Source organism: Ruegeria sp. E1, assembly GCF_056534225.1.
This window is the reverse complement of the sequence record NZ_JBQFPE010000004.1, coordinates 282,242-306,384: the sequence shown is the minus strand read 5'-3', so window position 1 is coordinate 306,384 and position 24,143 is coordinate 282,242. Positions and strand designations below refer to the sequence as shown.

Below are 24,143 nucleotides of genomic sequence, written 5' to 3'. Positions count from 1 at the left end.
ATCCCCATCATCTGGCTAAAAATACCTCGGGGGTCCGGGGGCAGAGCCCCCGGCCTTGATCACATCAGTCCTTCAGACTTTCTTCGCGCAGACCGTCCGCGAGCAGGTTCAAACCAAGAACCAGCGACAACAGGGCCAAAGCAGGCGGAAGGGCGGGGTGCAGATAGATCGACAGAAGCTTGCGCCCTTCGTTGATCGTGGACCCCCAATCAGGGCTTTCCGGTGGCAGGCCCAGACCAAAGAAACCCAATGTTCCCAGAAGGATTGTGGTGTAGCCGATGCGCAGACAGAAATCGACGATCAGCGGACCCCGCGCGTTGGGCAGGATTTCCCACAGCATGATGTACCACGGACCCTCGCCACGGGTCTGGGCTGCGGCCACGTAGTCGCGGGTTTTGATGTCCAGCGCCAGCCCGCGCACGATGCGAAACACCGTGGGCGAATTCACAAAAACCACCGAGACGAACACCACCAGAATACCGCCCGGAATGTCGAACAGATCCAGATAGGTCGGCAGACCCCAGATGCGGTAGCTATCGGTGTTGATGATGTAGCCGCCGGTCGAGATCAGCGACAGATAGAACCAAAGCGCCACACCCAGAACCCCGATCAGCAGCGGCGTGCGGAAACTCGGGCGCGTATAGAAGCGCGAGTTCAGCAGGACGCCGAGGAAGATGATCGGGAATACGAACAGGATCGCCGCCATATAGTTCGGCACGCCGGTTGCTACGATCTCGGGCGTGACCAGCAGGTAGAACAGCAAGATCACCGGGAAGGCCAGGATCAGGTTCGCCAGGAACGACAGCAGGGTGTCCAAACGACCACCGTAGTACCCGGCGGGAAGACCCAGAGTGATGCCGACCATAAAGGCAAACATCGTTGCCAGCGGTGCGATTTGCACCACGATCCAGGCGCCCTTGACCATGCGGCTAAAGACGTCGCGGGCCAGATTATCTCCACCCAGCAGGTACCAGGCGTATTGGCCCTCTTCCAGATTAGGCAGGGGTGTGCCGGGTACCTTGTTTTTCATTCCCGAAATCTGCGCCAGCGGATCATGGGTGACGATCAGATCAAGTGCGCCGAAAATCCCGGTGAACACCCAGAACATCACAAGGCCAAAACCGATCATGCCGATGGGGCTGTCGAACAGCTTGCCGTATAGACCCAGCTTGCGCTTAAAGGCTATCGACATCGCATAGAGGATGATCAGCGACAGCCAGACGGGCAGGAATTGCTGGGAAATCGCGCCGATAATCCCGGCGCCTGTGCCCATCAGAATGCCCAGCACCACATAGGCGACTGCAATCCCCACGCTGGCCAGAAAGCTATAGCGGAGCGCGGCTTGGATCATGTTCCGCAGGCCAGAACTTGAGGTGAGCGTACCGTCCGGGTTCACCGTCATCTGATCCTCGGGCAGCACGATGCTGGCCAACATCCAGACGACGATGGACAGGGCCATGACCCCAAGAGCCAAAGCGAGTAGCGGGTTGAGGAAGGCGATAGAGCCGGTCCAGGTAAGTGGTTCCATGATCTGACCCTCCCTTAAGAAATGCGAATACGCGGGTTGAGGTAGACATAGCCGATATCCGAGATCAGCTGCGTCACCAGCACCACAAAGACCGACACGACCGAAATCGCCAGCAAGAGCTGAATGTCATTATTGCCCGCCGCCTGCACCAGCGCCCAGCCAAAGCCCTTGTAGTTGAACAGGGTCTCGACGATCACCACACCATTCAGCAGCCATGGGAACTGCAGCATGATGACGGTGAACGGCGCGATCAGCGCATTGCGCAGCGCGTGTTTCATGACGATGTTCGGGAACGACACACCTTTGAGACGCGCGGTGCGAATGTATTGTGCTGTCATAACCTCGGTCATTGAGGCGCGGGTCATCCGGGCGATATAGCCCATGCCATAGAGCGCAATAGTCAGCACCGGTAGGAAGAAGTTTTCAAATGTCGGGTTCTCCATCGCCTGCGTCGCGGTGCCCTTGAACCATTTCAGCCCCACGGCAGAGGACGTGAAAATCGCGATGAAGATCACGCCTGACACGTATTCCGGTGTCGCGGTGGTTGTGATGGCAAAGGTCGACAGCGTCCGGTCCGTCGCCGAGCCCTCTTTCATCCCAGCCAGAATGCCGAGGATCAGCGCCGAAGGGACCATCAGCAGCATCACCCAGAACATCAAGCGTCCGGTCAATGCCAAACGTGTGCCGACAACGGTCGAGACTTCTTCTTTGAAGACGGTTGAATAGCCCCAATAGCCCTGCAGGATGCCGCAGAAATTGGGCGACTCTTCGGCGGTTTTACCCGGCAGAATGCATCGACCCTGAACGGTCCCGTCTTCGTTGGTGTGCCGGTACGAGGGCAATACACCCAGCCATTCGCCATATTTCACAGGCGTTGACTGAAGATATCCACCTTTTTCCAGAAAACTCTCGACCTGCTCATCCGACATCCGGAAATTACCCTGCGTTTTCGCAAGCTTTTCAAGGTTCGGGTAAAGATTGGTCAGGAAGAAGACCAGGAATGTCAGGCACAATGCTGTCAGCAGCATAATCCCCACACGCCTTAGAATGAAAAGTCCCATGTTAGCCCCTGTTGGTCGGCTGGCGTGGCAGGCATGTCGCCCCACGTGTTGCTATTATTCTGGTCGCCGTGATTAGGACGAAGGGCCGCGCCTGTGTGGCGCGGCCCTTTTTGTTGTGGCTCAGGAGGTCAGGCCGAACTTATAAAGTTGCGGCAAGTCCGCGATGTGCTTTTCGACACCGACCATATTGTCGCGGTGGTGACGCATTGCTGTCCGCCAATAGGGCTGGATGACCACGCCTTCGTCGATCATGATCGCCTGCAGCTTGGCCATCACCTCACGACGCATGTCGACATCGGCGATCGAGTTCGCCTCGGCCAGCAGTTTGTCGAACTCTTCGTTGGCAAAGCCGGATTCGTTCCACGCAACGCCCGACTTGTAAGCCAGCGCCAGAACCTGCGTGCCTAGTGGGCGGTGGTTCCAGTTGGTCGAGGAATACGGGTACTTGGTCCAGTCGTTCCAGAAGGTTGACCCCGGCAGAACCGTATGCTTGGCCTTGATGCCCGCGTCGTTCAACTGAGCGACAACCGCAGCTGTTGTGTTGCGGCGCCAGTCATCGTCGATCGACTGCACTTCGTGCTCGAAATCACCCATGCCCGCTTCGTCCATAAGCGCCTTCGCGCCAGCCGGATCGTAGGGCAGGCGGGTCACAGCCGAGTCATACTCGGGGTGCATCGGGCCAACATGGCAGTTCTCGGCGGGGATGCCGTAACCGGACATGCCAAGTTCCAGGCAAACTTCGTTGTCCACCGCCATGGCAAGAGCCTGACGGACCCGCTTGTCGCCATAGATCTTGTTGCCATCGGCGTCTTCGGCCAGCTGGTTCGGTCGGATGACGATGGTAAAGCCTGACGGAATTTCCGACCGCACAAGGCCGATGCCGTCAAAGATGTCGACAAATTCACCGACCGACTCCCAGTTCATGTCGATCTCTTCGGCCTCATAGGCGGCCAGGAAGGCGGCAGGGTCAGTGCCGTAGTCGATGAACTCGATCCTGTCGATGTAGCCACCTTTGCCGGCTTCATAGCCCCACCAATCAAAGCCTTCGTTGCGGACCAGAACGCCCTTTACGCCGACCTCGTGGCTTTCGGGGATCATGAAGCCCGTACCAATCGGGTTCGACAGCATGTCATTGGCATCAAAACTGCTGTGGACGATTGCGCCCGGATAGTCTGCCATGCCGGGAATGATCGTGATATCCGGAGCGTTACACTTCAGCTTGACGGTATGGCTGTCGACCACGGTGATCGCACCGTCTGCGGCTTTCTGGGTGCTCTCGTCGACCAGCGATGCCATGCGCGAGGCCATCGAGTTGCCTTCCAGCGATGAATCGCACCAGCCTTCGATGTTGCGGGCTACGTCTTCGGCGGTGAAATCATCGCCATTGTTCCACTTGACGCCTTTGCGGACATTCAGCGTGTATTCGGTGGCGTCCTCGTTAGCCTCCCAGCTTTCCAGCAGCATGGGCTTGAACGAGCCGTCATTGTTGTATTCGACCAGATACTCGAGCCAGCCAGCGGTGAAAGTGGCGATCTGCGTCCAGTCATAGGTGCGCGGATCCTTCAGCGCGCGTACTTCCATCTGATAACGAATGGTGCCGCCACGCTGTGGTTCCTGGGCGGCTGCAGGCGATTGCAGGCCGATCAGGCCATAGGCAGTAGGCACGGCAACGCCCAACGCGGTCACACGCGCCATAAATTCCCGACGGCTCAGATTGCCATCGCGGTATTCCTGTGCGTGCATTTTTGCCGCCCAGTGCACCTTGTCAGTGGTGGATAAACGATTACTCATGGATGTCTCCCTGTGACATAGATTTTGTTGATTTCTTGATGCGCTACGTGGCCCGGTCTGCGCCGGGCTGACGAGTCAAGGATTCCGGTTTTTGGATTCTATGCATCCCCATTCCGGTATTCGGCACCAGTTTTTTACCCACGTCAATGTTCGGAATCGTCATCAATTGTCAAAAAACGACATTGCCCCAGAAAGTCGGGCGTGTCGCAATTGCCTTGTTTCAGGGTGATATGCACGCAGGCAGGGATAAGATTTCAGATTGATACCCCGGAGTGCATCAGACGCAGGCATAGGCGGGCGAGTCTTTCTTTCAGCCAGCCGCATTGACCCGGTGCCAGTTTTTCATGCGGGCGCGAAACCATGTGCGTTGGCGTTTTGCGAACTGGCGCGTTGCAATCGTTGCCCGGTCACGCGCCTGGTCCAGCGTCAGTTGCCCATCCAGATAGGCCATCAATTCGGGCACTCCGATGGCTTTGCACGCCGGCAGCGCGGGGTCATATCGATCCCTCATCGCCATCACCTCTTCCAGCGCACCTAGTTCAAGCATTTGATCAAATCTGCGCGTGATCCGGTTCAACAGCCAATCCTTGTCCGCTTCGAATACGATAGGAACCGCATCGCTTAGGTCCAGCGTGGGTGGCGGGGTATCATCCTGCCAATCTGCCAGCGGTCGCCCGGTGGCTTGTTGCACCTCCCACGCGCGCTGAACGCGGGCTCGGTTGTTGCCGTCTAATCGACCAAGTGTTTCGGCATCGACACCCTTGATCAGATCAGGCAGCGACATTTGGTCAGCCGTGGCTCGGACATGCGCGGGCGTTGCGGGAATGTCTGCCATTCCTTCGGTCAGAGCGGAGAAATACAGCCCGGTGCCACCCACTATGATCGGGCGATCGTCCCCGGTCAGCAGCGGCGTGACCTCGCGCAGCCAGTGGCCTGTCGAATAGGTCTGATCATAGGGGATGTGCCCGTAAAGGGCGTGTGGTGCGCGGGCCTCGTCCCCGGCCGAGGGTCTGGCCGATATGACGCGCCAGCAGTCATAAACCTGGCTTGCATCGGCGTTGACGATGACGCCGCCATGACGTTCAGCAATATTCAGCGCCAGTTCGGATTTGCCGGACGCAGTCGGCCCGGCGATCAGTACAGGTTTGTCCGCTGGTATTGGGGGCAGGTTGTCGCAAATTCGGGCGTGTGAGGTGTCTGCCATAGATGGGGCCTTATTCCTGACCATCCGCATTGAATCTGCGCAGGTTTTGCTTCATTTTGCGCCGGAAATAAACCCGTGCCAGCCCGGAGCGCAACATGACCCTTTCCCAGTCCATCGACACCTCTGACGCCCCTAAAACCAAGTATAAACGCGTGATGCTGAAAATTTCCGGCGAGGCGCTGATGGGGGATCAGGGATTCGGGCTGCACCCGCCGACCGTCCAGCGCATCGCGCAAGAGGTCAAGTCGGTTCACGATCTGGGTGTCGAGATCTGCATGGTGATCGGCGGCGGCAATATTTTTCGGGGCCTCAGTGGTTCGGCCCAGGGGATGGAACGGACCACCGCAGACTATATGGGCATGTTGGCAACCGTCATGAACGCGCTGGGAATGCAGTCGGCACTCGAAGAAGTCGGTGTCTTTACCCGCGTCATCTCGGCCATTCGCATGGACGAAGTTTGCGAGCCCTACATCCGCCGTCGCGCCGTACGTCACCTCGAAAAGAAGCGGGTCTGCATATTTGCGGCCGGAACCGGTAACCCTTACTTTACCACAGATACCGCCGCCACGCTGCGCGCAAATGAAATGGCCTGCGAAGCTATTTTCATGGGCAAGAACGGGGTCGATGGCGTTTATGACAAAGACCCGAAAGAGCACCCGGATGCCGTGCGCTATAAAACCGTCAGCTATGACGACGTGCTGGCGAAGCGGTTGCGCGTCATGGATGCCTCTGCCATTGCACTGGCGCGTGACAACAACCTGCCGCTGATTGTTTTCGGTCTGGATGAGCCCGGAGGGTTCCGTGGCATTCTGGCGGGTGAGGGGACCTACACTAAAGTGCAAGGCTGACAGTGCACCCGCAGCTGACCCCAAGACAATAGCGATTACTTTACAGTGACTTGACAAACGGTGTTACGACAGGCTGGGCTTGACGGCTCCCCGATTGCTCGGCTTACTGCGCGGCAGGGGCTGGGGAAGGAGAACCGCGTCATGAGCACTTTGGATATCGACTATGTGCGCGCGCAGTTTCCGGCGTTTGCCGAGCCTGACCTGCAGGGGCAGGCTTACTTCGAAAATGCGGGCGGATCCTATGCTTGCAAGCCGGTGATCGACCGTTTGTTCCGGTATTACACTCAGCGCAAGGTCCAGCCCTACGCAGACTATCAGGCAAGCCGTCTGGCGGGTGATGAGATAGACGAGGCGCGCAGTCGCCTTGCTGCCCTTTTGGGGGTTGATACGGACGAACTGAGCTTTGGTCCCTCGACCACGCAAAACACCTATGTGCTGGCGCAGGCGTTTCGGCAATGGATGAAACCCGGAGATGCGATCATCGTGACCGATCAGGATCACGAGGCCAATTCCGGTCCGTGGCGGCGGCTGGCTGAGGATGGCATCGAAATTCGGGAATGGCGGATTGATCCCGATACCGGTTCGCTGAACCCGCAGGATCTTGAGAATTTGTTGGATGAGCGGGTCCGGCTGGTCTGTTTCCCGCATTGTTCAAACGTCGTGGCCGAGATCAACCCGGTGACCGAGATCACCGCGATTGCTCATGCCGCAGGCGCGTTTGTCTGCGTCGACGGCGTGTCCTATGCGCCGCACGGGTTTCCCAATGTGGGTGAGCTTGGCCCCGATATCTATTTGTTTTCCTCCTACAAAACGTATGGCCCGCATCAAGGTTGCATGGTTGTGCGCCGTGCACTTGGTCAGATGCTTCCCAATCAGGCGCATGTCTTCAACGCGGATGTTCTTTACAAAAGGTTTACGCCAGCTGGACCAGATCACGCCCAGATCGCCGCATGTGCCGGTATGGCGGATTATGTCGAGATGCTGTGCGATCATCACAAATGCACGGACAGGGATACCGCTGCGCGCGCCGGATTTGCGCATGATCTGATGCGCTCGCACGAGATTAAACTGCTGCAGCCCTTATTGGACGCGGTGAAAAACCGAAACGCGGTGCGGTTGCTTGGCCCGACCGACGCAACCCTTCGCGCTCCGACAGTTGCCCTGTCGCTTAACCGGGCTGCTGGTCCCGTGGCTGCTGAATTGGCCAACTACGGTATAATGGCCGCTGGTGGTGATTTCTATGCGGCACGCCCGCTTCGGGCGATGGGGGTCGATCCGGAACAGGGCGTGCTGCGCCTTAGTTTCACGCATTACACCTCGCGTCAGGAAATTGATCAGCTTATCGAGGCACTTGACCGCGTTTTGTGATCCGATCCAGACCTGGCGCCGTAACCCCTGAAACAACAGGACAGGCTATGGAAACCGAGCGGCCACCGATCATCTTGTGGTTCAGGCGCGACCTGCGCATGTCCGATCATCCGGCGCTGGAAACGGCAGTAAAATCGGGCAGCCCGATCGTGCCGGTGTTTATTAATGACGATCTTGTGCAAGGCTTGGGAACTGCGCCCAAATGGCGGCTGGGTCTGGGGCTTGAGACGTTCGGGCAGAGCCTGAAAGCGCAGGGCAGTCGCCTGATTCTGAGACGCGGTGCCGCCTTGGACGTGCTGCGCAATCTGATCAAGGAAACGGGTGCCAGAACCGTCTTCTGGACCCGCAGCTATGACCCCGAGGCGATTGCGCGCGACACAATGATCAAGTCAGAGCTGACCTCTCAGGGGCTCATAGCGAAGTCTTTCCCCGGTCACTTGCTGTTCGAGCCATGGCAGGTGGCGACCAAAGCGGGGCAACCCTTTCGGGTGTTTACGCCAATGTGGCGCGCGGTGAGCCAGATGGACGTTCCGATGCCCATCGACACGCCCGGAAAGCTAATCGCGCCCGCAAGTTGGCCCGGGTCCGAACGACTGGCCGATTGGGATTTGGGTCGCGGCATGAACCGCGGGGCTGCGGTGGTCCGCCCCTATGTCGTTCCGGGTGAAGCAGCGGCGCATGAACGGCTGAACGGATTTCTTGATGCCATCAGCCGTTATAAGGATGACCGGGATCGGTTGGATGAGGTCGGAACCTCGAACCTGTCCGAGTATCTGTCGCTGGGTGAGATTGGTCCGCGTAGCGTTTGGCACAGGGTAAAGACGGCGGCCGCCTTGGGCGTACAGGGAACAGATGCCTACCTGAGGCAACTGATCTGGCGCGAATTTGCCTATCACCTTATGTATCACAATCCCCACATGCTGACTGCGAACTGGCGGTCGGAATGGGATGATTTCCCGTGGCAAGCCGATCCTGACGCCGCGTTTGCGCAAATATGGCGGCAGGCCCGAACCGGTATTCCGGTCGTCGATGCAGGTTTGCGGGAAATGTACGTGACGGGGCGGATGCATAATCGGGCGCGGATGATCGTCGCAAGCTATCTGACCAAGCATCTGTTGGTGCATTGGAAAATCGGCATGGACTGGTTTGCCGATTGCCTGATCGACTGGGACCCGGCCGCGAATGCGATGGGTTGGCAATGGGTTGCTGGCTCTGGCCCCGATGCAGCACCGTTCTTTCGCATCTTCAACCCCGAGACCCAGCGTGAAAGGTTCGATCCGTACTCTGACTATCTGCGCCGATGGATCGCAGAAGGCAACGCGGACCCCAGCCCGCAATCTCTGGCCTATTTCGATGCTGTCCCGCGGTCGTGGGGGCTGAGCCCGGATGCTCCATACCCCCAACCAATCGTTGGTTTGGCCGAAGGGCGCAATCGGGCGCTGGCGGCATATGAAAGCAGAAAAACACCGGTAAGGAATTGAAAACTTGCCAGAAACGGAATCGGGCCCTAGCTTTGTAGCGCAACCGCAGAGGGGAGAGCGGATGTTCCTGACGACAACAGATGGGCAGGAAAACCTGCCAAGGTATTTCACACAAGTCTTCAAGATGCTGGAGCGGATGGATTCAGGTCGTCTTGATATCGCCTTGCCGGATGGGCGGATTTTTCGGGCCGAAGCCAAAAAACCAGGTCCGGTGGCGCGGATTGACATTCATGATCCAGATATCTTTGCCCGCCTGATCCGAGAGGGGGAATTGGGCTTTTCTGACGGCTATCTGGAGGGGGACTGGAGTACGCCGGACCTGCGTGCATTCATGGATCTTGTGCATCTGGGTACCGAAACGGTCTATGACGATTTCACGGGCAAGTTTCTGATCCGCGCCTATGAAAGGCTGCGGTTCTGGCTGCATCGCAACAATCGCGCGCAGGCTAAGAAGAACATCTCGTATCATTACGATTTGGGTAATGAATTCTATGGGTTATGGCTGGATGATACCATGACCTATTCAAGCGCGATCTTTGAGACTGGTCAGGAAAGCCTTGAGAAGGCACAAACGGCGAAATACGCCAGCCTTGTGGACGAGATGGGGGCCAAGCCCGGTGATCACATCCTTGAAATCGGCTGCGGCTGGGGTGGTTTCGCAGAATACGCCGCGAAAGAACGCGGGTTGCGCGTGACCGGACTGACCATCAGTCAGGAGCAGTTGAATTTTGCGAAAGAACGCATTGAAAAAGCTGGACTTTCCGATCTTGTAGAGTTCAAGTTGCAGGATTACCGAGATGAACGTGGCCAGTTTGACGGAATTGCCTCGATCGAAATGTTCGAGGCTGTGGGACAGAAATATTGGCCGGTCTATTTCGATACGGTCCGGGATCGGCTGAAACCGGGCGCTCAGGCCACGTTGCAGATCATAACAGTCGCAGATCATCGTTGGGACATTTACAAGAACGGCGTTGATTTCATACAGAAATACATCTTCCCAGGGGGGATGTTGCCAGCCCCGAAAATCCTGAAGGAACAGATTGGTCAAGCAGGACTGGAACTGGTTCATTCCAAAGAATTCGGCAAAAGCTATGATCTAACCCTGCGCCGTTGGTACGAGACGTTTAATTCGAAATGGGATCAGATCGCCGAAATGGGCTTTGATGAGCGTTTTCGCCGCATGTGGAATTATTATTTGACCGCATGTGGCGCAGCCTTTGACACCGGCAATTGCGATGTGACACAGATCACTATAGCAAAACCCGGTTAAAGGACGGACGTCACGAATGCCCACTGCTGCACGCCTCGTAGCCGCCATTTGTTTGTTGGTGATCGCTTTTCTGGTTTCGACAATGATCATCGAGAATGGCGAAGAAGGTAAATCCTACGGCTATTTCACCTATGTCAACATGACACTCGGGGTCGTCTGCGGTTGGACGATCATGGGCAAACGGGCCGGTCGCGGCTGGACGGCCGCAATGAACAACGGTCTTACCGGTGTCGCGTCGCTGGTTTTTTGGGGTTTGTTCGTACAGGGCACCTATGAAATGATCCAGCAAGCCATGCGAAACCGGTTTGGCGGCCCGTTTGAGGCGATTATTGCCATCTTCGAACTGGGCGTCGAGTTTTCCAAGCAATTGCTGGTATCCGAGATACTTGCCACATTGGCCATCGGGTCCATCATTGCCGGGATACTGACCGAAATTGCAGCGCGTCGCTGGAACTGATCTTTCATACTTCGATCCAGAGATTTTCAACGTGTCTGATCTGTTTTTCTACGGAACGCTTCGGTACTTGCCGCTGCTGGAACATGTTCTTGGGCGGCCGTTGTCCGAACTTTACATAACACAGGCGGTATTACCGGATCACGCGGTCTATGCGGTACAGGATCAGCTCTTTCCGATGATCCTGCCCGAACCCGGCGGCGCTGCGCAGGGGATTGTTGTACGGGGTCTTGACGACAACGACCTGGACCGCCTTGCCTTTTACGAGGGCGGGTTCGACTACGAACTGGAAACCCGCGCTGTCAGGACGCCGGATGGCGATGTTCTGCAGGCTCGGTTGTTTTTTCCGACGGATGGGGTCTGGAATCCAGCCGCTCCGTGGTCTCTGATGGAGTGGATCGATACCTGGGCCGATGTCACCATGATCGCCGCGCACGAGGTGATGGCACATTACGGACATGTCGAGACCGCCGTAATTGCGCGTAGCTTTCCGGCTATTCGGACCCGCGCCTGGGCCCGTCTGGCGGCACGGCAAAGGCGTGCGCCTGAACCGCGCAGTCCCGAGAAAGACGTTATCGTCCACCGGCACAGTCACGCCTATGTCAATTACTTCGGCATGGAAGAGGTCGATCTTCAGCATCGCCTCAACGATGGATCGATGGGGCCGGTCATCAGCCGCAGCGGTCTGATGCAGGGCAGTGCGGTGGTGGTTCTGCCATACGATCCTGCGCGGGATGCGGTTTTGCTGGTCGAGCAATTCCGGGCCCCTGTCTTTCTGATTGACGATCCCGAACCATGGATGTGGGAACCGGTTGCCGGAATGATCGATCCGGGAGAAACGCCCGAACAGGCCGCCCACCGCGAAGCCATGGAAGAGGCGCATGTCACGCTGAAAAGACTTGAATATGCGGGTGGCGCCTATTCATCCAGCGGGTCGTCTACCGAATATATTCACATGTATGTGGGGTTGGCAGAGTTGACGGGGACCGTCGACCAAGGCGGCCTGAAGGATGAAGGTGAGGATATTCGCAGTAAAATCATACCCTTTAACCGGTTTGTTGACATGATAGACGCCCATGCTTTCAAGGATTTGCCGTTGTTGAGCCTTGCGCATTGGCTGGCCAGGCACCGCGATCGTCTGCGCGCATAGCTATCCCCGCTTGTGGTTGCGGCGGGGCACCTGTAAATCTTCTGCGAAACCAAATGACAAGAGGGCGCCATGCGCATTGCACGAGACCTTGCCGACGCAGTCGGGAAAACACCGCTGATCCGGTTAAAGCGCATCAGTGAGGAAACCGGGTGTGAGATTCTTGGCAAGGCCGAATTCATGAACCCCGGACAATCGGTCAAGGATCGCGCCGCACTTTACATCATTCGCGATGCCATAGCGCGGGGCGACCTGAAACCCGGGGGCACCATTGTTGAAGGCACCGCCGGCAATACCGGCATCGGTCTGGCGCTGGTGGGTGCGTCGATGGGGTTCAAAACCGTCATCGTGATCCCCGAGACTCAGTCGGAAGAGAAAAAGGACATGCTGCGACTGGCGGGTGCGCAACTGGTTCAGGTTCCAGCCGCGCCTTATCGCAATCCCAACAACTTTGTGCACTATTCACGCCGACTGGCAGAAGAGCTTGCGCAGACCGAACCCAACGGCGCGATCTGGGCCAATCAGTTCGACAACGTCGCCAACCGACAGGCGCATGTGGAAACCACGGGACCGGAAATCTGGGAGCAGACCGGCGGCAAGGTCGATGGGTTTGTCTCAGCGGTGGGTTCGGGGGGCACGCTGGCCGGCGTGGCCGAGGCGCTGCAGCCCAAGGGGGTCAAAATCGCTCTGGTCGATCCGATGGGGGCAGGGCTTTATTCCTATTACACCACCGGCGAGATCGCGATGGAGGGCAGCTCGATCGCAGAAGGTATCGGGCAAGTGCGAATTACCAAGAACCTTGAAGGGTTCAAGCCGGACTATGCCTATCAGATGACTGACAACGAAGCGCTGCCATATATCTTTGACCTGCTGCGCGAAGAGGGGCTGGTCATGGGTGGGTCGACCGCGATCAACATGGCGGGCGCGGTGCGTCTGGCCAAAGACCTAGGACCGGGCCACACCATCGTAACGATCCTGTGCGACTTTGGTACACGCTATCAGTCCAAGCTGTTCAACCCGGATTTCCTGCGTGAAAAGGAACTGCCTGTTCCTGACTGGATGACCGAGGCTCCGCGCAGCATTCCCGGCGTGTTCGAGGACGTATGATGCTGGGGCGGCTCCGCCTTTTCATAGTACTGTTCGCCATTTGCCTGTTCGGTTGGGTTGGCCCATCTGCTGCCCAGCTGACGGATAAGCAAAGCGAGTACTACAAGGGTTGGGTCAGCACGGCAAACCGCGCTGAGTCGGTGATCGAAGCCAATCGGGCTTCGAACGCGGCTATGGAAAATCTGCGTTCGGAAATAAACACTTATCGAGACGATTTCAACAAGGCGCGTGGCGCGAATACGGATCGCATCCAAACGCTTGAAAACCAGTTGAAAGCTCTGGGTGACAAGCCGGCAGAAGGGGCAAGCGAGCCCGAAGACATCGCCAGCTTGCGGGCGCATCTGGAAACCCAACTGGACAGCTTGCGGGTTCCCCGGATCATATCAGAAGAAGCGTATAGTCGCGCCAATGGTCTGATCAACGAGATTGACCAGATCATTCGCGAGCGTCAGAAAAAGGAACTGTTAGAGCGGGGACCGTCCCCGTTAAATCCGGCGCATTGGGGTCCCGCCTGGATCGACATGTCCGAAGCGGCACGCGCGCTGGTCAATGAAACAGTCAAAAATCTACGCTCTGACATTTTCAAAGAGCGGTTGCGAGATCGCGGACCGCAAATTCTGATCCTGGTCGCCATCGCCAGCGTTCTGCTGCTTTACGGGCGTCGGTGGTCGGAAATGGGCGGCAATTATCTCAGGCGGTTTGGCGGCACAGGCAGCGGTGTCTGGACGTTCATCGTATCTTTGTTGCGCATCGTTTTACCCTGGATCGGCGTTGTTCTGCTGGTAGAAGCCGTTATCCTGACAGGGGTTCTGGGGCTTCGTGGCAGCCTGCTGTTTGAAGAGATCCCATACTGGGCGGCAATCATCCTCTATTACGACTGGATCGGACGTCAGGCCTTCCTGATGGGGCAGGCAAACAACTTCAAACGTCTTTCAGCCGTCCGGATAAAGGAGTTGCGCGTTTACATCGATCTGCTTGCCGTTCTGTTGATTCTGCACGAACTGGCCGGTTTGTTCGAGAGGATCGAGAACATCTCGGACGCCACCCGAGCCGTTGTTAGCTTCCCGGTCATTGTCCTGAGTTCGTTGTTGTTGCTGCGTATTCGACAAATACGCCAACCGGCCGTCGAAAAAGCCGAGGATGATGCGCAGACAGTCCGGGCTGCGGGATTTAGCCAGGTAGTCGAACTTATCCGGCGCGCTTTATTCATGCTGGGGATCGCGACACCGGTTCTGGGTGCGCTTGGGTTTATCAATGCGGCTGAGGCAATCGTCTTTCCCACCATCAGAACTCTGGTTCTGATCGGGGCGCTGGTCATCGTTCAACGGTTCCTGACGTCGATCTACGGTTGGTTGTCGGGGCAAGGTGAAAGATCACAGGACTCGTTGTTCTCGGTTCTGGTGGGCTTTATTCTGGCGATCCTGTCCGTGCCGATCCTTGCCCTGTACTGGGGTGCGCGCGAATCCGATCTGAGCGAAGCCTGGTCACGCCTGATGCAGGGATTTGACATCGGTGGTGTCACAATTTCCCCCAGCAACTTTTTGACCTTCGTTGCTATATTTGCAATCGGCTATACGGTGACCCGCTTGCTGCAAAGCGGCTTGCGAAATTCGTTGTTGCCGAAGACGAGCATTGATCCCGGTGGTCAAAATGCGATCGTCGCCGGAACCGGCTATGTCGGTATCTTTCTGGCCGCTCTGGTCGCCATTATGGTCGCCGGGTTTGACTTGTCGTCGCTTGCCATCGTAGCGGGTGCCTTGTCGGTGGGTATCGGCTTTGGCCTGCAAACCATAGTGTCAAATTTTGTATCGGGCATCATCCTCTTGGTCGAGCGTCCGATTTCCAAAGGTGACTGGATCGATGTGAACGGCATGATGGGCTATGTCGCCGATATTTCCGTTCGTTCGACGCGGATCGAAACCTTTGACCGTACGGACGTGATCGTCCCGAATTCGGACCTGATCAGCGGGGTGGTGACGAACTATACTCGCGGCAACACGATTGGTCGCGTGATTGTTCCGGTCGGCGTGGCTTATGGTACTAATACCCGCAAGGTTGAAACGATCTTGGGCGAGATCGCCAACGCGCACCCAATGGTATTGGCCAACCCCGCGCCAAGCGTTGTGTTTCAGGGGTTCGGGGCGGATTCTCTGGACTTTGAAATTCGGGCGATCCTGCGGGACGTGAACTGGGTGCTATCGGTGAAATCCGACATGAACCACGAAATCAACCGCCGCTTCGTCGAAGAAGGTATCGAAATCCCGTTTGCTCAGCGGGATGTGTGGTTGCGAAATGCCGAAGTTCTGCGCGATCCCAAGGAGAAAGAGCCGGAAGAGCCCGCTGAATCAAACTCGGTGCAGACCCTGTCAGAGTCGGTCCAAATGACCGAGGCAGACATGGATTCAGGAGACGGGGACGAGCTTTGATTCAGCGTGAAATGGGCCTTGCAAATCCTGTTTCTATGGTCCAAATATCGCCGACACGGAGAGGTGGCCGAGTGGTCGAAGGCGCACGCCTGGAAAGTGTGTAGGCGGGAAACCGTCTCCAGGGTTCGAATCCCTGTCTCTCCGCCACATTGCACGCAGTCGATATATAGATGACACGTTGCGCACCCTGCAACGCGATCATGTCCGTGGCCGTGGCTGACCGCCGACCACTTTGACACCCGAAGTCGCCCTGAGGCCATCTAGCTTACCGGCCTGACACGACTTTGTTCAATGAAATCGCCAAGTATTTCGCGGACATCAGGAGGAACGGCGGTAAAGCGTACAGCAAAGCACCCATCCTCGACCACCTGGTCCAGAACTTTGGCATAGACACCCATGGTTTGTCCCGAGCCGTCCGGTCGGTCGATCAGAAGCTGCAGGTCTGTAAAAGGTTCGGGTATCTCGTCGCTTTGAATGTGCGCCTCGGTCGATGACAATTGTCGCACCTTGCCGGTTTCGGCCTCGCCAACGATCTGTTTGTCAACAACCGAGCGGAACGTAAGCCCAAGTGCCGGGTCAATGTGGGTCAGTTCCACCGATTGGGTCGACAGAGAGACTGCATAGGTGCCACCCATACCAATGAGTTCATATAGCTCAAGCGGCTTGCCCGCGCCTTTGGTTTCTACAGTGCGGAAGCTGCGTAACTCCAGAGGTGCTTTGACTGCCTTGCGCGTGTCGTCCGCAATCAGGATCTGGCCTCCGACGGTAAAGCCCTCGATCCGCGCAGCCAGGTTTGTTGTGCTGCCGACAACACTGTATTTGGCGCGCTTGTCTGAACCGATATTGCCGACAACAACCTCACCGGTATTCACGCCAATACCCATCTCGATTTCCGGCAAGCCGTTGCGGGTGTTCCAGTCATTGACCCATCCCATCCTGTTTTGCATCTCAAGCGCGCAGGCGAGGGCGCGCTCGGCATCGTCGGGGCGTTGCAACGGCGCGCCAAAGACAACAAGGATTGCGTCACCGATAAAGGCGTCGATGGTTCCATTGTACTTTTGAATGACGTTTGTCATCTCGCTGAGATAGGTGTTCAGCATCGTAACGATGTTTTCGGGTGGCAGCGTATCGGACAGGGTCGAAAAGCCGCGCAAATCCGAGATCAGCACCGTAACGCTGGTTTTCCGCCCGCTGAAATCCACGCCTTCGGCCGATTTCAACAACTGATCCACCACTTCACCTGCAAGAAAGCGACCAAATGTCTGTTCGATGAACTTGGCGTGCACTTCAAGTTGTTCCGTGCGCTCGCGGACCTTATCTTCCAGATTCTCCACCAATTCGGCATTTCGGATGGAGACAGCAATCTGTCCTGATAGCAGCGACAACAACCGCGCGCGCTCGGGCTTGAAGGCTGAGCTGACCAAGTTGTTTTCCAGATAGACAAGGCCCACAAGTTCGCCTTGATGCAGGATCGGCTGACACAGGACGGACCGCGTCTCGTTTTCCTGAACATGGGGATCAACCATGAAACGCTCATCAATCTGGGCATCATCGGCGAGCACGATCTCATGCGTTCGTGCGGTATAATTGATCACACTGGTCGGCAGGATTCTTGCGCCTTCCTCTGAGTCCAGCGGCACAGGCATCTGAGACGAGCTGTTTTCCGAGATAACGCTGGCTTCGGTCTCGATCATGATCTCTTCGCCGCGCGTCAGCAGCAGAACGCCGCGCTGCGCACCGGCGTTTTCGATCAAAGTGCCAAGCAAACGATCCAGCAGGCGGCTGAGAACAACTTCTGCCGAAATCGTCTGCGCGGCTTTCAGCAGTGTATTAAGGTCCAGATCGCCCTTTAGGTACTGATTTGTCGTGGTATCGACTGTTCTTGACGCCGTTTCGGTAAGTTGCTGCGCGGTGGTTCTGCGTTCGCGCTGCTCGGTCAGCAGTTGCGGGAATTCCAGCTCAAGCTCTTCGACCTTTCGTTGCGCGCCCCACAGTTGGTAGGCATAGCGCGCATCGCGCAGATACATTGTGCCAACCCGTGCATAGGGGCGGCGTTTCATGACATATCGCGCGGCAAGTTCGCAGGCCACAGCCTCGTCCTGCAGGAACCCGCCTTTTTGGGCAGCGGCAATTGCCGCATCAAACAGGTCGAGCACTTCGGAATCGTTGCCGTCAATACGCGCAATCTCGGCCGCGACGATCAGTTCTTTGGCTTTGAAGTTGTCCGGCCCGGATTCGGCCCACTGACCCAATCGTTCCAGATTGGCCTCCAGCTTGCCACGCATTTCGGAGTCTGATCCGTCACCATTTTGCAGCGCCGCAATTGAAAGCGATTGATACAGAAGATGGTCGGCCAGGTTGGGGTGGTTGATGATGAAATTCAACATCGGCTCAACCATTTGGGTCTCAGCCAACGCTTCATGAGGGCGACCGAATACATACAGCGCCTGAGCCTTCAGGATCCTGTAGAAACAGATCGCCATCGACATCTGGTTTTCTTCGCAAGACGCCAAAAAAGTCGCCTCATCCAGCTCTTCGGTCGAGAAATCGGTGCTTGAATGCGACCGTCCCGCCAGAGTGGAAAGCACAAGTTGGTGAGCATGGATGCCAGCCGCAGCGCCATGGTTCTGTGCCCGATGGATCGCGTGAAGCTGGTCGGGCATCCCATCCAAAACCTCGCCGATGGGTTTGCCTGCAAAGCTGTCGATCACGACGCGATACATAACAAGATATCCGGCCCAAAGGATATCACCCGAATCCATGCCCTCGCGATATCCGCGCTCGATCACTGGAATGACGTTGCGGACGTGATGAACCCAGGGAATGAGTTCGACACCCGTGACAAGGCAGACAGTAGCGGTGGGGGCCCGTGCACCAAATTTGTCGCAAAGCTTGAGCGCCAGTTCGCCAAAGGCAAGCCCCTCGCGAAACTTGCCCATGAACGCGCCTAGGATCAGGCCGAAATTCGCAAAGAACAGTGCCGATTCAGGGGCATTGCCGTGTTTCAGCGACAATTGCACCGAGGTTCCGACAATCAGGGGGAATAGCTGCTGATTATAAAGGAACGCCGCAATGGTCAGATGGCGCAGGCTGCGCTGAGCCAGCGCGATTTCGGGGCTGTCTACATCCGGATTGTTGAACAGATCAGCCGGGTTGCCTTCACCCAGCATCCCGGCAGCCATTCCGATGGCGTTTTGACCAGCTTCCTCAAGGTTTTCGAGGCTCATCTCAACGCCCACAAGACCCAGCGCCTTGATGCCAGCATCGATGGCCTGATCGAATTCCATCAGCAATGTGTGTTGAGCGATGCGGGTAAAGTAGATTTCGGCCTTTTCCAGATCGGTCTTTGCGTGCTCTAGCGTTGCATTCACAATCTCGGTGCAGCGGTCGAAATTTCCTGTCAGATATTCAAGCGCAGCGGATTGGCGGTGTGCTTCGAAGGTCAGTTCGTAGTTTTCATCCCAACCTTCGGGCCCAAGAAGTTCTGAGGCCACATTCACAAATGACAACGCATCGCCATAAGCAGCTGAATCGTAAGCCTTTCGCGCAGCCGTCAGGTCAAGATGCGCCAGATCGATTTGCTCGGCCCGGTCGTCGATGCCCGCACGCCCGATGTTCAGTTGGTCTACAACTTCGAAAATACGTTCGTTGAGCTCTTCCGGGGTCAGTCGCGCCCTTAGCTGACGTCCGATAGCAAGGTGCACACCGTCCTGATCATCGATGTCGATCAGGCTGTAAGCGGCCTGTTGCACGCGGTCGTGTTGAAACGCAAACTCGCGCACGACAAGCGGGGACAGGGCATCATCATTTTCCGTCACGACAAGATCAGACAGAGGCCGGATCATGTCTTCGCGAATGGCTGGCAGCAAACACTCAAATGCCTTTTGCGGCTCGATCTTGCGGATCAGCGCCAGTGTGTCGATGTCGAAACGGTTGCCGATGCACGCAGCCAGTTGCAATGCAGACTGCGTGTCGGTTTCAAGCCGCCTCAGCTTTTCAAGCAATAGATCAACGACATTGTCCGTAATCTTCGCAGCGCGGATTGCCTGAACGTCCCAAGACCAGCGCATCGGGTCATCGGGGTTATCCGCCTTTTGGGTAATCAGTCCTTCTTGATGCAGATCCATCAGGAATTGACGAACAAAATACGGGTTCCCTTGGGTTTTTTGCACGACTAGCTGGGCCAGCTCGATCAATTGCGATGCGTCGGATTGCAGCGTATCCGCGATCAATGTCGCAATGTCGGACATTCCCAGCGGGGCAAGCGCAAGACTGGACAGGCGGCCACCTGCTTCGCGCACGGAATCCAGCGCGCGCGTCATCGGATGCATCGCGTCCACTTCGTTGCTGCGATAGGCGCCGATCAAAAGCAGCCGACCAATCTCGTCATCAGTCAGAATGACGTTCAACAGACCCAGCGTCGCGCTATCCGCCCATTGCAGGTCGTCAAGGAACAAGACCACGACCCGATCATGGGCACACAAGGCACGCAAGAATTTGCGGACCGTTTGATTAAAGCGGTTGGTTCCCTCGGCCGGGTCCAACTCGGGGACTTCGGGCTGCGGGCCAATGATCAGTTCAAGTTCCGGAACAACATCCAGAATAACCGATGCATTTGGGGCAAGCGCCTCGTTGAGTTCTTCCCGCCAGCTTGCCAGCCGCGTTTCGCTTTCGGTCAGCAATTGACGCACCAGATCCTGCAGCGCGACCGTCAGACCGGAGTAGGGGTCGTTTTTCTTGAACTGGTCGAACTTGCCCTTGATGAAATAGCCACGCGCGCGGGTGATCGGTTTATGGACTTCATTCACAAGTGCGGTTTTGCCCGCGCCTGAATAGCCTGATACCAGCATCATCTCAGCTGGCCCGTTCCGGACGCGTTCGAAGGCCTCGAGCAGCGTACGCAACTCGCGATCACGGCCATAGAGACGTTCGGGAACGTTGAAATGTTCAATCCTGTCCGCGCGCCCTGGCTCGAACCGTTCCAGACCGGACCCAAGTCGTACGGCTTCAAGATCGGCGACGATGCCTGCTGCGCTTTGGTATCGGTCCTCGGCCTTTTTAGCCATCATCCGACCGACGATCTTGGACAGGGCAAGCGGCACATCCGGGTTGCGGCGATAGACCGGCACAGGTTCCCGGGCGACATGGCAATGTACCAGTTCCAGCTTGTCATCAACTTCGAACGGCGGCGCGCCAGTCAGCATCTCGTAGAACGTCGCGCCCATCGAGTAGAAATCGGTGCGATGATCAAGCGTTCGGTTCATGCGCCCGGTTTGTTCGGGCGAGATGTATTGCAACGTCCCTTCCAGAACTTCGGGGCTTTTGAGAACCGGGCGCTCGGTGGAAAACCGGGTCGAAATACCAAAGTCGATCAATTTGACTTCGCCAGTACCCGGATTGATCAGAACGTTCTGCGGCGAGATATCCTTGTGGATCACATTCGATTTGTGAACGCCCTGCAAAGCACGCGCCATTTGCAGCGCGGTGTCCAGAAACTCTTCTCGCGACAGATCCCGCGTGGAAAGAAGGTCCGCAATCGAGATTCCGTCAAAATCTTCCAGCACCATCATCAGGGATTTGTCGTAGCGATGAAGCTCTTGCGCGTGGATCACGCCCGGCAAATCCAGGCTGCTGGTGATTTCAAACTCACTGCGGAAACGGGCGAGTCTCGATGCGCTGGGGAAATCGCTTTTGAGGATCTTGATCACCACCCGCGCGCGGTCGGAATCGCGTGTGGCGCGCAGCACAAATGAATGATCGCTTTCATACAGCCGTTCCGACAGTTGGAAACCCGGAACAAAGGACATGTTTACTTTAGCCATGGATATCGCCACCTGCGGTACTGTGGTTAGTGCTATAATAGCCGATACCGTGGCCAACTTGTGCAAAATTAAGCTCGGAGAAATTGCCAAACGGGACGTATCTGGTCAACATGGGCAATACGTCATTTTCCCATTTTTTCTGATCGGTACACGCCCCGATTCTGGCTCCGGGAAGATTACGTCCAGCATCCAGAAAATCAGTCATCGCACCCATGTGTCGCTTTAGGTATTTGTGTTTGCCTGCACGCGTGAGGCTATCGGCGGCCAGATCCCAGAATGGGCTGTTCCATTGTGACCCGCACGCATAGTGCCATGCGATAAACAGTGAATTGCGCAAAATGTAGGATCGCATTGTGGCGTTTGCGTGATCTACTGCTGCTTTTTCCGGAACGTTGCTGCGATCAGGCTCGGCCATCCAGCGCTGCGCGGTGCGAACCTGCATGATCGTCGCGCCAATGGCCGTTGCTTCAAGCGGCTCAACAAACGATGCGGCGTTGCCGATTGTGAAGATGCGACCGTCAAACCAGTTGCGGCGCATAAAGTTTGGGAAACTCACCCTGACGCGGATTTCTGTAGGTTCCGTACCCTCGCTTTCAAGAAAGGCATCGAAGTCTTTCAGAACATCCTCATCACTGCTGAGCGCAGGATTGAAGACATATCCGCAGGACGTCCAGTCCCGCAGGGGGATCTGAAAGGCCCATCCATGCGGGCGCGCGATTGATCGTGACATGCTGGTTTGTTTGCTGGGCGGCAACCTGCGCACCATGGCGCGACCCGTCGGAATCCAATCCATGCGAATAATATCCGGGTCATCCGGGGCGTCCGCCCATGCGCCGGCAGGAAAGCCGCGCGCATCCAGAACATAGTCACACTCTAGGCTGTTGCCGTCTTCAAACCCGATCTGCACTCGGTCCGGAAAACGGATTAGCGAAACGACGCGCGCATCAAGTTGGATGGCGTTTACATGATCACCGATCAGTCCAGTCACACGTCCCGCATCAAAGTGATAACCATATAGCCGAGGGGGCTGAAATCGATTGACGAACGTATTGTCGTCAGCGCCCCAGCCTTCGTACAGCGAACCCATTTTCACGGTGGAGCCGCAGCGCTCACCGATTTCTTCAGGGCCGACGCCCGTGACCTCTTTCAGCCACATCGGGAAGCGAGGCGTTGTTCCTTCACCAACACCAATTGTCGGAATGCGGGAATCAAAAATATGCCACAGCTTTGCGTCGGGAAAGTAGTGGGTCATGTGCGCAGCGGCGATGAAGCCTGCAGTGCCGCCCCCTAAAACAGCGATTTTCATGCGACGGCCTCCTTCGTCAGAGTTTCTGGTCGGCGTAACATGTGCTGCACTTCCAATAACATCCGAGCCAATTCAGGGTCGAACGGTGCGGCCTGTGTCAGGCTTTCCAGGTGCCAGCGTAGCCCAGGCGTTGTGGCGCTTGCCCAGTCGCCGGTGGCAATGCACCACGGCCATTGATTATGTTCCGCAAGCCGGGATTGAAACGATTGGGTCGCACTTTCCATTGCGCACTCTTTCTCATCCAAAAAACGAGAAAGCAACTGAATACCCCGCGCGGCTGAGGTCATCCCAAGCCCCGCATAAGGGTCCAGCGCACATACACTATCGCCCACGGCGAAAAGGTTTGCAGGCCAATGCGGATAATCTTCGTAGTGACGCCACCGATTGGCGGTGCGGCCATAGATGTGCAGGGGGCTTGCCAAGGTGGCATGTTGCAGAATGTCGTGCAATGCGGTGTCCGACAACTCGGCCGATAGGGCTACAAGGCTTTGACCGTCGGTTGGCAGTGGTACGGTCTCAGGGGTCTGCAATACAACACCCCACAGATCGTTCTCGGCCCGTATCATCATACCTGCGCGGCCACCAGAGTCCCGGGTCGGGGCCAGAGCAAGTCCCTGACAATCCGGTGCATAAGCAGGAGGTATCCGTACCCAACATGAAACATATTGCCGACCCGGAGCGGTTTCGGTGCGCGCGATCTGGTGCGTCGCTCCGTGGTGTTGCGCCAGCCAGCGCGGCAGCCGTGAGGCGACGCCGCTGGCCTCGACGACCAAATCTGCCGGGATTTCTCTGCGACCGTCGGCTGTGTTTAGCTTGAGTCCGCGCACGCGCTTTTCATCGGGATCAAGTTCGATTCCGACTACGCGCTGGCCTGTCAGGATCTCAACGTTCTCGGCATCGCTAAGTACATCCAGCAGCGCGGTTTCGATCAAGCACCTGGATGCGCCATACAGCGTGATCCCGGTTTGAACCCGCGGTAACCATCCTGAGGCCACGCGCAAGGCAACATCGGCCCCGGCATCGTATGTGATCGCGCCGCGATTCATCAAAGCCTCACGCCATCCGGGCACCAACTCGTCGAACGCACTGGCACCTGCGCCCATCAGCATGTGTAAACAATGGCTTTGCGGCACTTCGGGGCGGGCAGCAGGAGCGTCACCTGAAGGTTCTGAATAAGTCGACCGCTCAATAACCGTAACTTTAGCCACCCGATCCTTCAGCATATGCGCCGAAAGCAACCCCGCAATACCACCACCGATGACAAACGCCTGCGCGTCTTGCATTTTAGGAGCGGATTGCGGGTTTGCCGAGTCGGGCATGGATTTCGAGC

General features: G+C 56.8%; 15 protein-coding genes and 1 tRNA gene. 9 read left to right on the top strand and 7 right to left on the bottom strand.

Going from position 1 to position 24,143, the window contains the following annotated elements:
• Nucleotides 1-64 precede the first annotated feature (64 nt).
• From ACR0FG_RS07000 to miaA, 4 genes are all read right to left on the bottom strand, one after another.
• Nucleotides 65-1,528, bottom strand: a complete 1,464-nt coding sequence (locus tag ACR0FG_RS07000) for an ABC transporter permease (protein WP_480891407.1) — start codon at nt 1,526-1,528, stop codon at nt 65-67.
• 14 nt (nt 1,529-1,542) lie between these two features.
• Nucleotides 1,543-2,589, bottom strand: coding sequence for an ABC transporter permease (locus ACR0FG_RS06995; RefSeq protein ID WP_170711316.1), 1,047 nt, complete (start codon nt 2,587-2,589; stop codon nt 1,543-1,545).
• Nucleotides 2,590-2,709: 120 nt separating this feature from the next.
• Entirely contained in the window at nt 2,710-4,380 is a 1,671-nt protein-coding gene (locus ACR0FG_RS06990) for an ABC transporter substrate-binding protein (protein ID WP_170711317.1), read from the bottom strand.
• A gap of 310 nt (nt 4,381-4,690) precedes the next feature.
• Nucleotides 4,691-5,584 carry a tRNA (adenosine(37)-N6)-dimethylallyltransferase MiaA gene (miaA, locus tag ACR0FG_RS06985; protein WP_480891404.1) on the bottom strand — a complete coding sequence of 298 codons (894 nt, stop codon included), beginning with the start codon at nt 5,582-5,584 and terminating at the stop codon, nt 4,691-4,693.
• Nucleotides 5,585-5,679: 95 nt separating this feature from the next.
• On the opposite strand from miaA, the gene pyrH reads away from it, so the two are divergent.
• From pyrH to ACR0FG_RS06940, 9 genes are all read left to right on the top strand, one after another.
• Nucleotides 5,680-6,432, top strand: coding sequence for a UMP kinase (gene pyrH, locus ACR0FG_RS06980; RefSeq protein ID WP_170711319.1), 753 nt, complete (start codon nt 5,680-5,682; stop codon nt 6,430-6,432).
• A gap of 141 nt (nt 6,433-6,573) precedes the next feature.
• Nucleotides 6,574-7,800, top strand: a complete 1,227-nt coding sequence (locus ACR0FG_RS06975; protein ID WP_480891400.1) for an aminotransferase class V-fold PLP-dependent enzyme — start codon at nt 6,574-6,576, stop codon at nt 7,798-7,800.
• 47 nt (nt 7,801-7,847) lie between these two features.
• Entirely contained in the window at nt 7,848-9,281 is a 1,434-nt protein-coding gene (locus ACR0FG_RS06970; RefSeq protein WP_480891399.1) for a cryptochrome/photolyase family protein, read from the top strand.
• A gap of 61 nt (nt 9,282-9,342) precedes the next feature.
• The gene (locus ACR0FG_RS06965) at nt 9,343-10,551 is read left to right on the top strand and encodes a class I SAM-dependent methyltransferase (RefSeq protein WP_480891397.1); all 1,209 of its coding nucleotides are present in this window, start codon (nt 9,343-9,345) and stop codon (nt 10,549-10,551) included.
• 16 nt (nt 10,552-10,567) lie between these two features.
• Nucleotides 10,568-11,008 (top strand): TrgA family protein, encoded by a 441-nt coding sequence (locus ACR0FG_RS06960; protein ID WP_170711323.1) that lies wholly within the window; start codon nt 10,568-10,570, stop codon nt 11,006-11,008.
• Between the two features lie 31 nt (nt 11,009-11,039).
• Nucleotides 11,040-12,155, top strand: a complete 1,116-nt coding sequence (locus ACR0FG_RS06955; protein ID WP_480891395.1) for an NUDIX domain-containing protein — start codon at nt 11,040-11,042, stop codon at nt 12,153-12,155.
• A 69-nt stretch (nt 12,156-12,224) separates the two neighbouring features.
• Nucleotides 12,225-13,259 (top strand): cysteine synthase A, encoded by a 1,035-nt coding sequence (locus tag ACR0FG_RS06950; protein ID WP_170711325.1) that lies wholly within the window; start codon nt 12,225-12,227, stop codon nt 13,257-13,259.
• On the top strand, nt 13,259-15,685 hold the full coding sequence (locus ACR0FG_RS06945) for a DUF3772 domain-containing protein (RefSeq protein WP_480891392.1): 2,427 nt from the start codon (nt 13,259-13,261) through the stop codon (nt 15,683-15,685). Before ACR0FG_RS06950 ends, ACR0FG_RS06945 begins: the two co-directional genes overlap by 1 nt.
• 57 nt (nt 15,686-15,742) lie before the next feature.
• Nucleotides 15,743-15,832, top strand: a tRNA-Ser gene (locus ACR0FG_RS06940).
• 113 nt (nt 15,833-15,945) lie between these two features.
• On the opposite strand, the gene ACR0FG_RS06935 is transcribed toward ACR0FG_RS06940, so the two are convergent.
• Genes ACR0FG_RS06935 through ACR0FG_RS06925 form a run of 3 tightly spaced genes read right to left on the bottom strand, consistent with a single transcriptional unit; the run spans nt 15,946 to nt 24,132 of the window.
• Complete coding sequence (locus tag ACR0FG_RS06935; RefSeq protein ID WP_480891390.1) at nt 15,946-21,507, bottom strand: AAA family ATPase; 5,562 nt, start codon at nt 21,505-21,507, stop codon at nt 15,946-15,948.
• The gene (locus ACR0FG_RS06930; RefSeq protein ID WP_480891388.1) at nt 21,500-22,813 is read right to left on the bottom strand and encodes a tryptophan 7-halogenase; all 1,314 of its coding nucleotides are present in this window, start codon (nt 22,811-22,813) and stop codon (nt 21,500-21,502) included. Before ACR0FG_RS06930 ends, ACR0FG_RS06935 begins: the two co-directional genes overlap by 8 nt.
• Nucleotides 22,810-24,132: an FAD-dependent oxidoreductase gene (locus tag ACR0FG_RS06925; protein WP_480891385.1), complete on the bottom strand. Its 1,323-nt coding sequence runs from the start codon at nt 24,130-24,132 to the stop codon at nt 22,810-22,812. Before ACR0FG_RS06925 ends, ACR0FG_RS06930 begins: the two co-directional genes overlap by 4 nt.
• Nucleotides 24,133-24,143: the final 11 nt, after the last annotated feature.

Bases quoted from the DNA above. Each gene is read 5' to 3' on its own strand.
- ACR0FG_RS07000 (WP_480891407.1), bottom strand. From the start codon at position 1,528: ATGGAACCACTTACCTGGACCGGCTCTATCGCCTTCCTCAACCCGCTA.
- ACR0FG_RS06995 (WP_170711316.1), bottom strand. From the start codon at position 2,589: ATGGGACTTTTCATTCTAAGGCGTGTGGGGATTATGCTGCTGACAGCA.
- ACR0FG_RS06990 (WP_170711317.1), bottom strand. From the start codon at position 4,380: ATGAGTAATCGTTTATCCACCACTGACAAGGTGCACTGGGCGGCAAAA.
- miaA (WP_480891404.1), bottom strand. From the start codon at position 5,584: ATGGCAGACACCTCACACGCCCGAATTTGCGACAACCTGCCCCCAATA.
- pyrH (WP_170711319.1), top strand. From the start codon at position 5,680: ATGACCCTTTCCCAGTCCATCGACACCTCTGACGCCCCTAAAACCAAG.
- ACR0FG_RS06975 (WP_480891400.1), top strand. From the start codon at position 6,574: ATGAGCACTTTGGATATCGACTATGTGCGCGCGCAGTTTCCGGCGTTT.
- ACR0FG_RS06970 (WP_480891399.1), top strand. From the start codon at position 7,848: ATGGAAACCGAGCGGCCACCGATCATCTTGTGGTTCAGGCGCGACCTG.
- ACR0FG_RS06965 (WP_480891397.1), top strand. From the start codon at position 9,343: ATGTTCCTGACGACAACAGATGGGCAGGAAAACCTGCCAAGGTATTTC.
- ACR0FG_RS06960 (WP_170711323.1), top strand. From the start codon at position 10,568: ATGCCCACTGCTGCACGCCTCGTAGCCGCCATTTGTTTGTTGGTGATC.
- ACR0FG_RS06950 (WP_170711325.1), top strand. From the start codon at position 12,225: ATGCGCATTGCACGAGACCTTGCCGACGCAGTCGGGAAAACACCGCTG.
- ACR0FG_RS06945 (WP_480891392.1), top strand. From the start codon at position 13,259: ATGCTGGGGCGGCTCCGCCTTTTCATAGTACTGTTCGCCATTTGCCTG.
- ACR0FG_RS06935 (WP_480891390.1), bottom strand. From the start codon at position 21,507: ATGGCTAAAGTAAACATGTCCTTTGTTCCGGGTTTCCAACTGTCGGAA.
- ACR0FG_RS06930 (WP_480891388.1), bottom strand. From the start codon at position 22,813: ATGAAAATCGCTGTTTTAGGGGGCGGCACTGCAGGCTTCATCGCCGCT.
- ACR0FG_RS06925 (WP_480891385.1), bottom strand. From the start codon at position 24,132: ATGCCCGACTCGGCAAACCCGCAATCCGCTCCTAAAATGCAAGACGCG.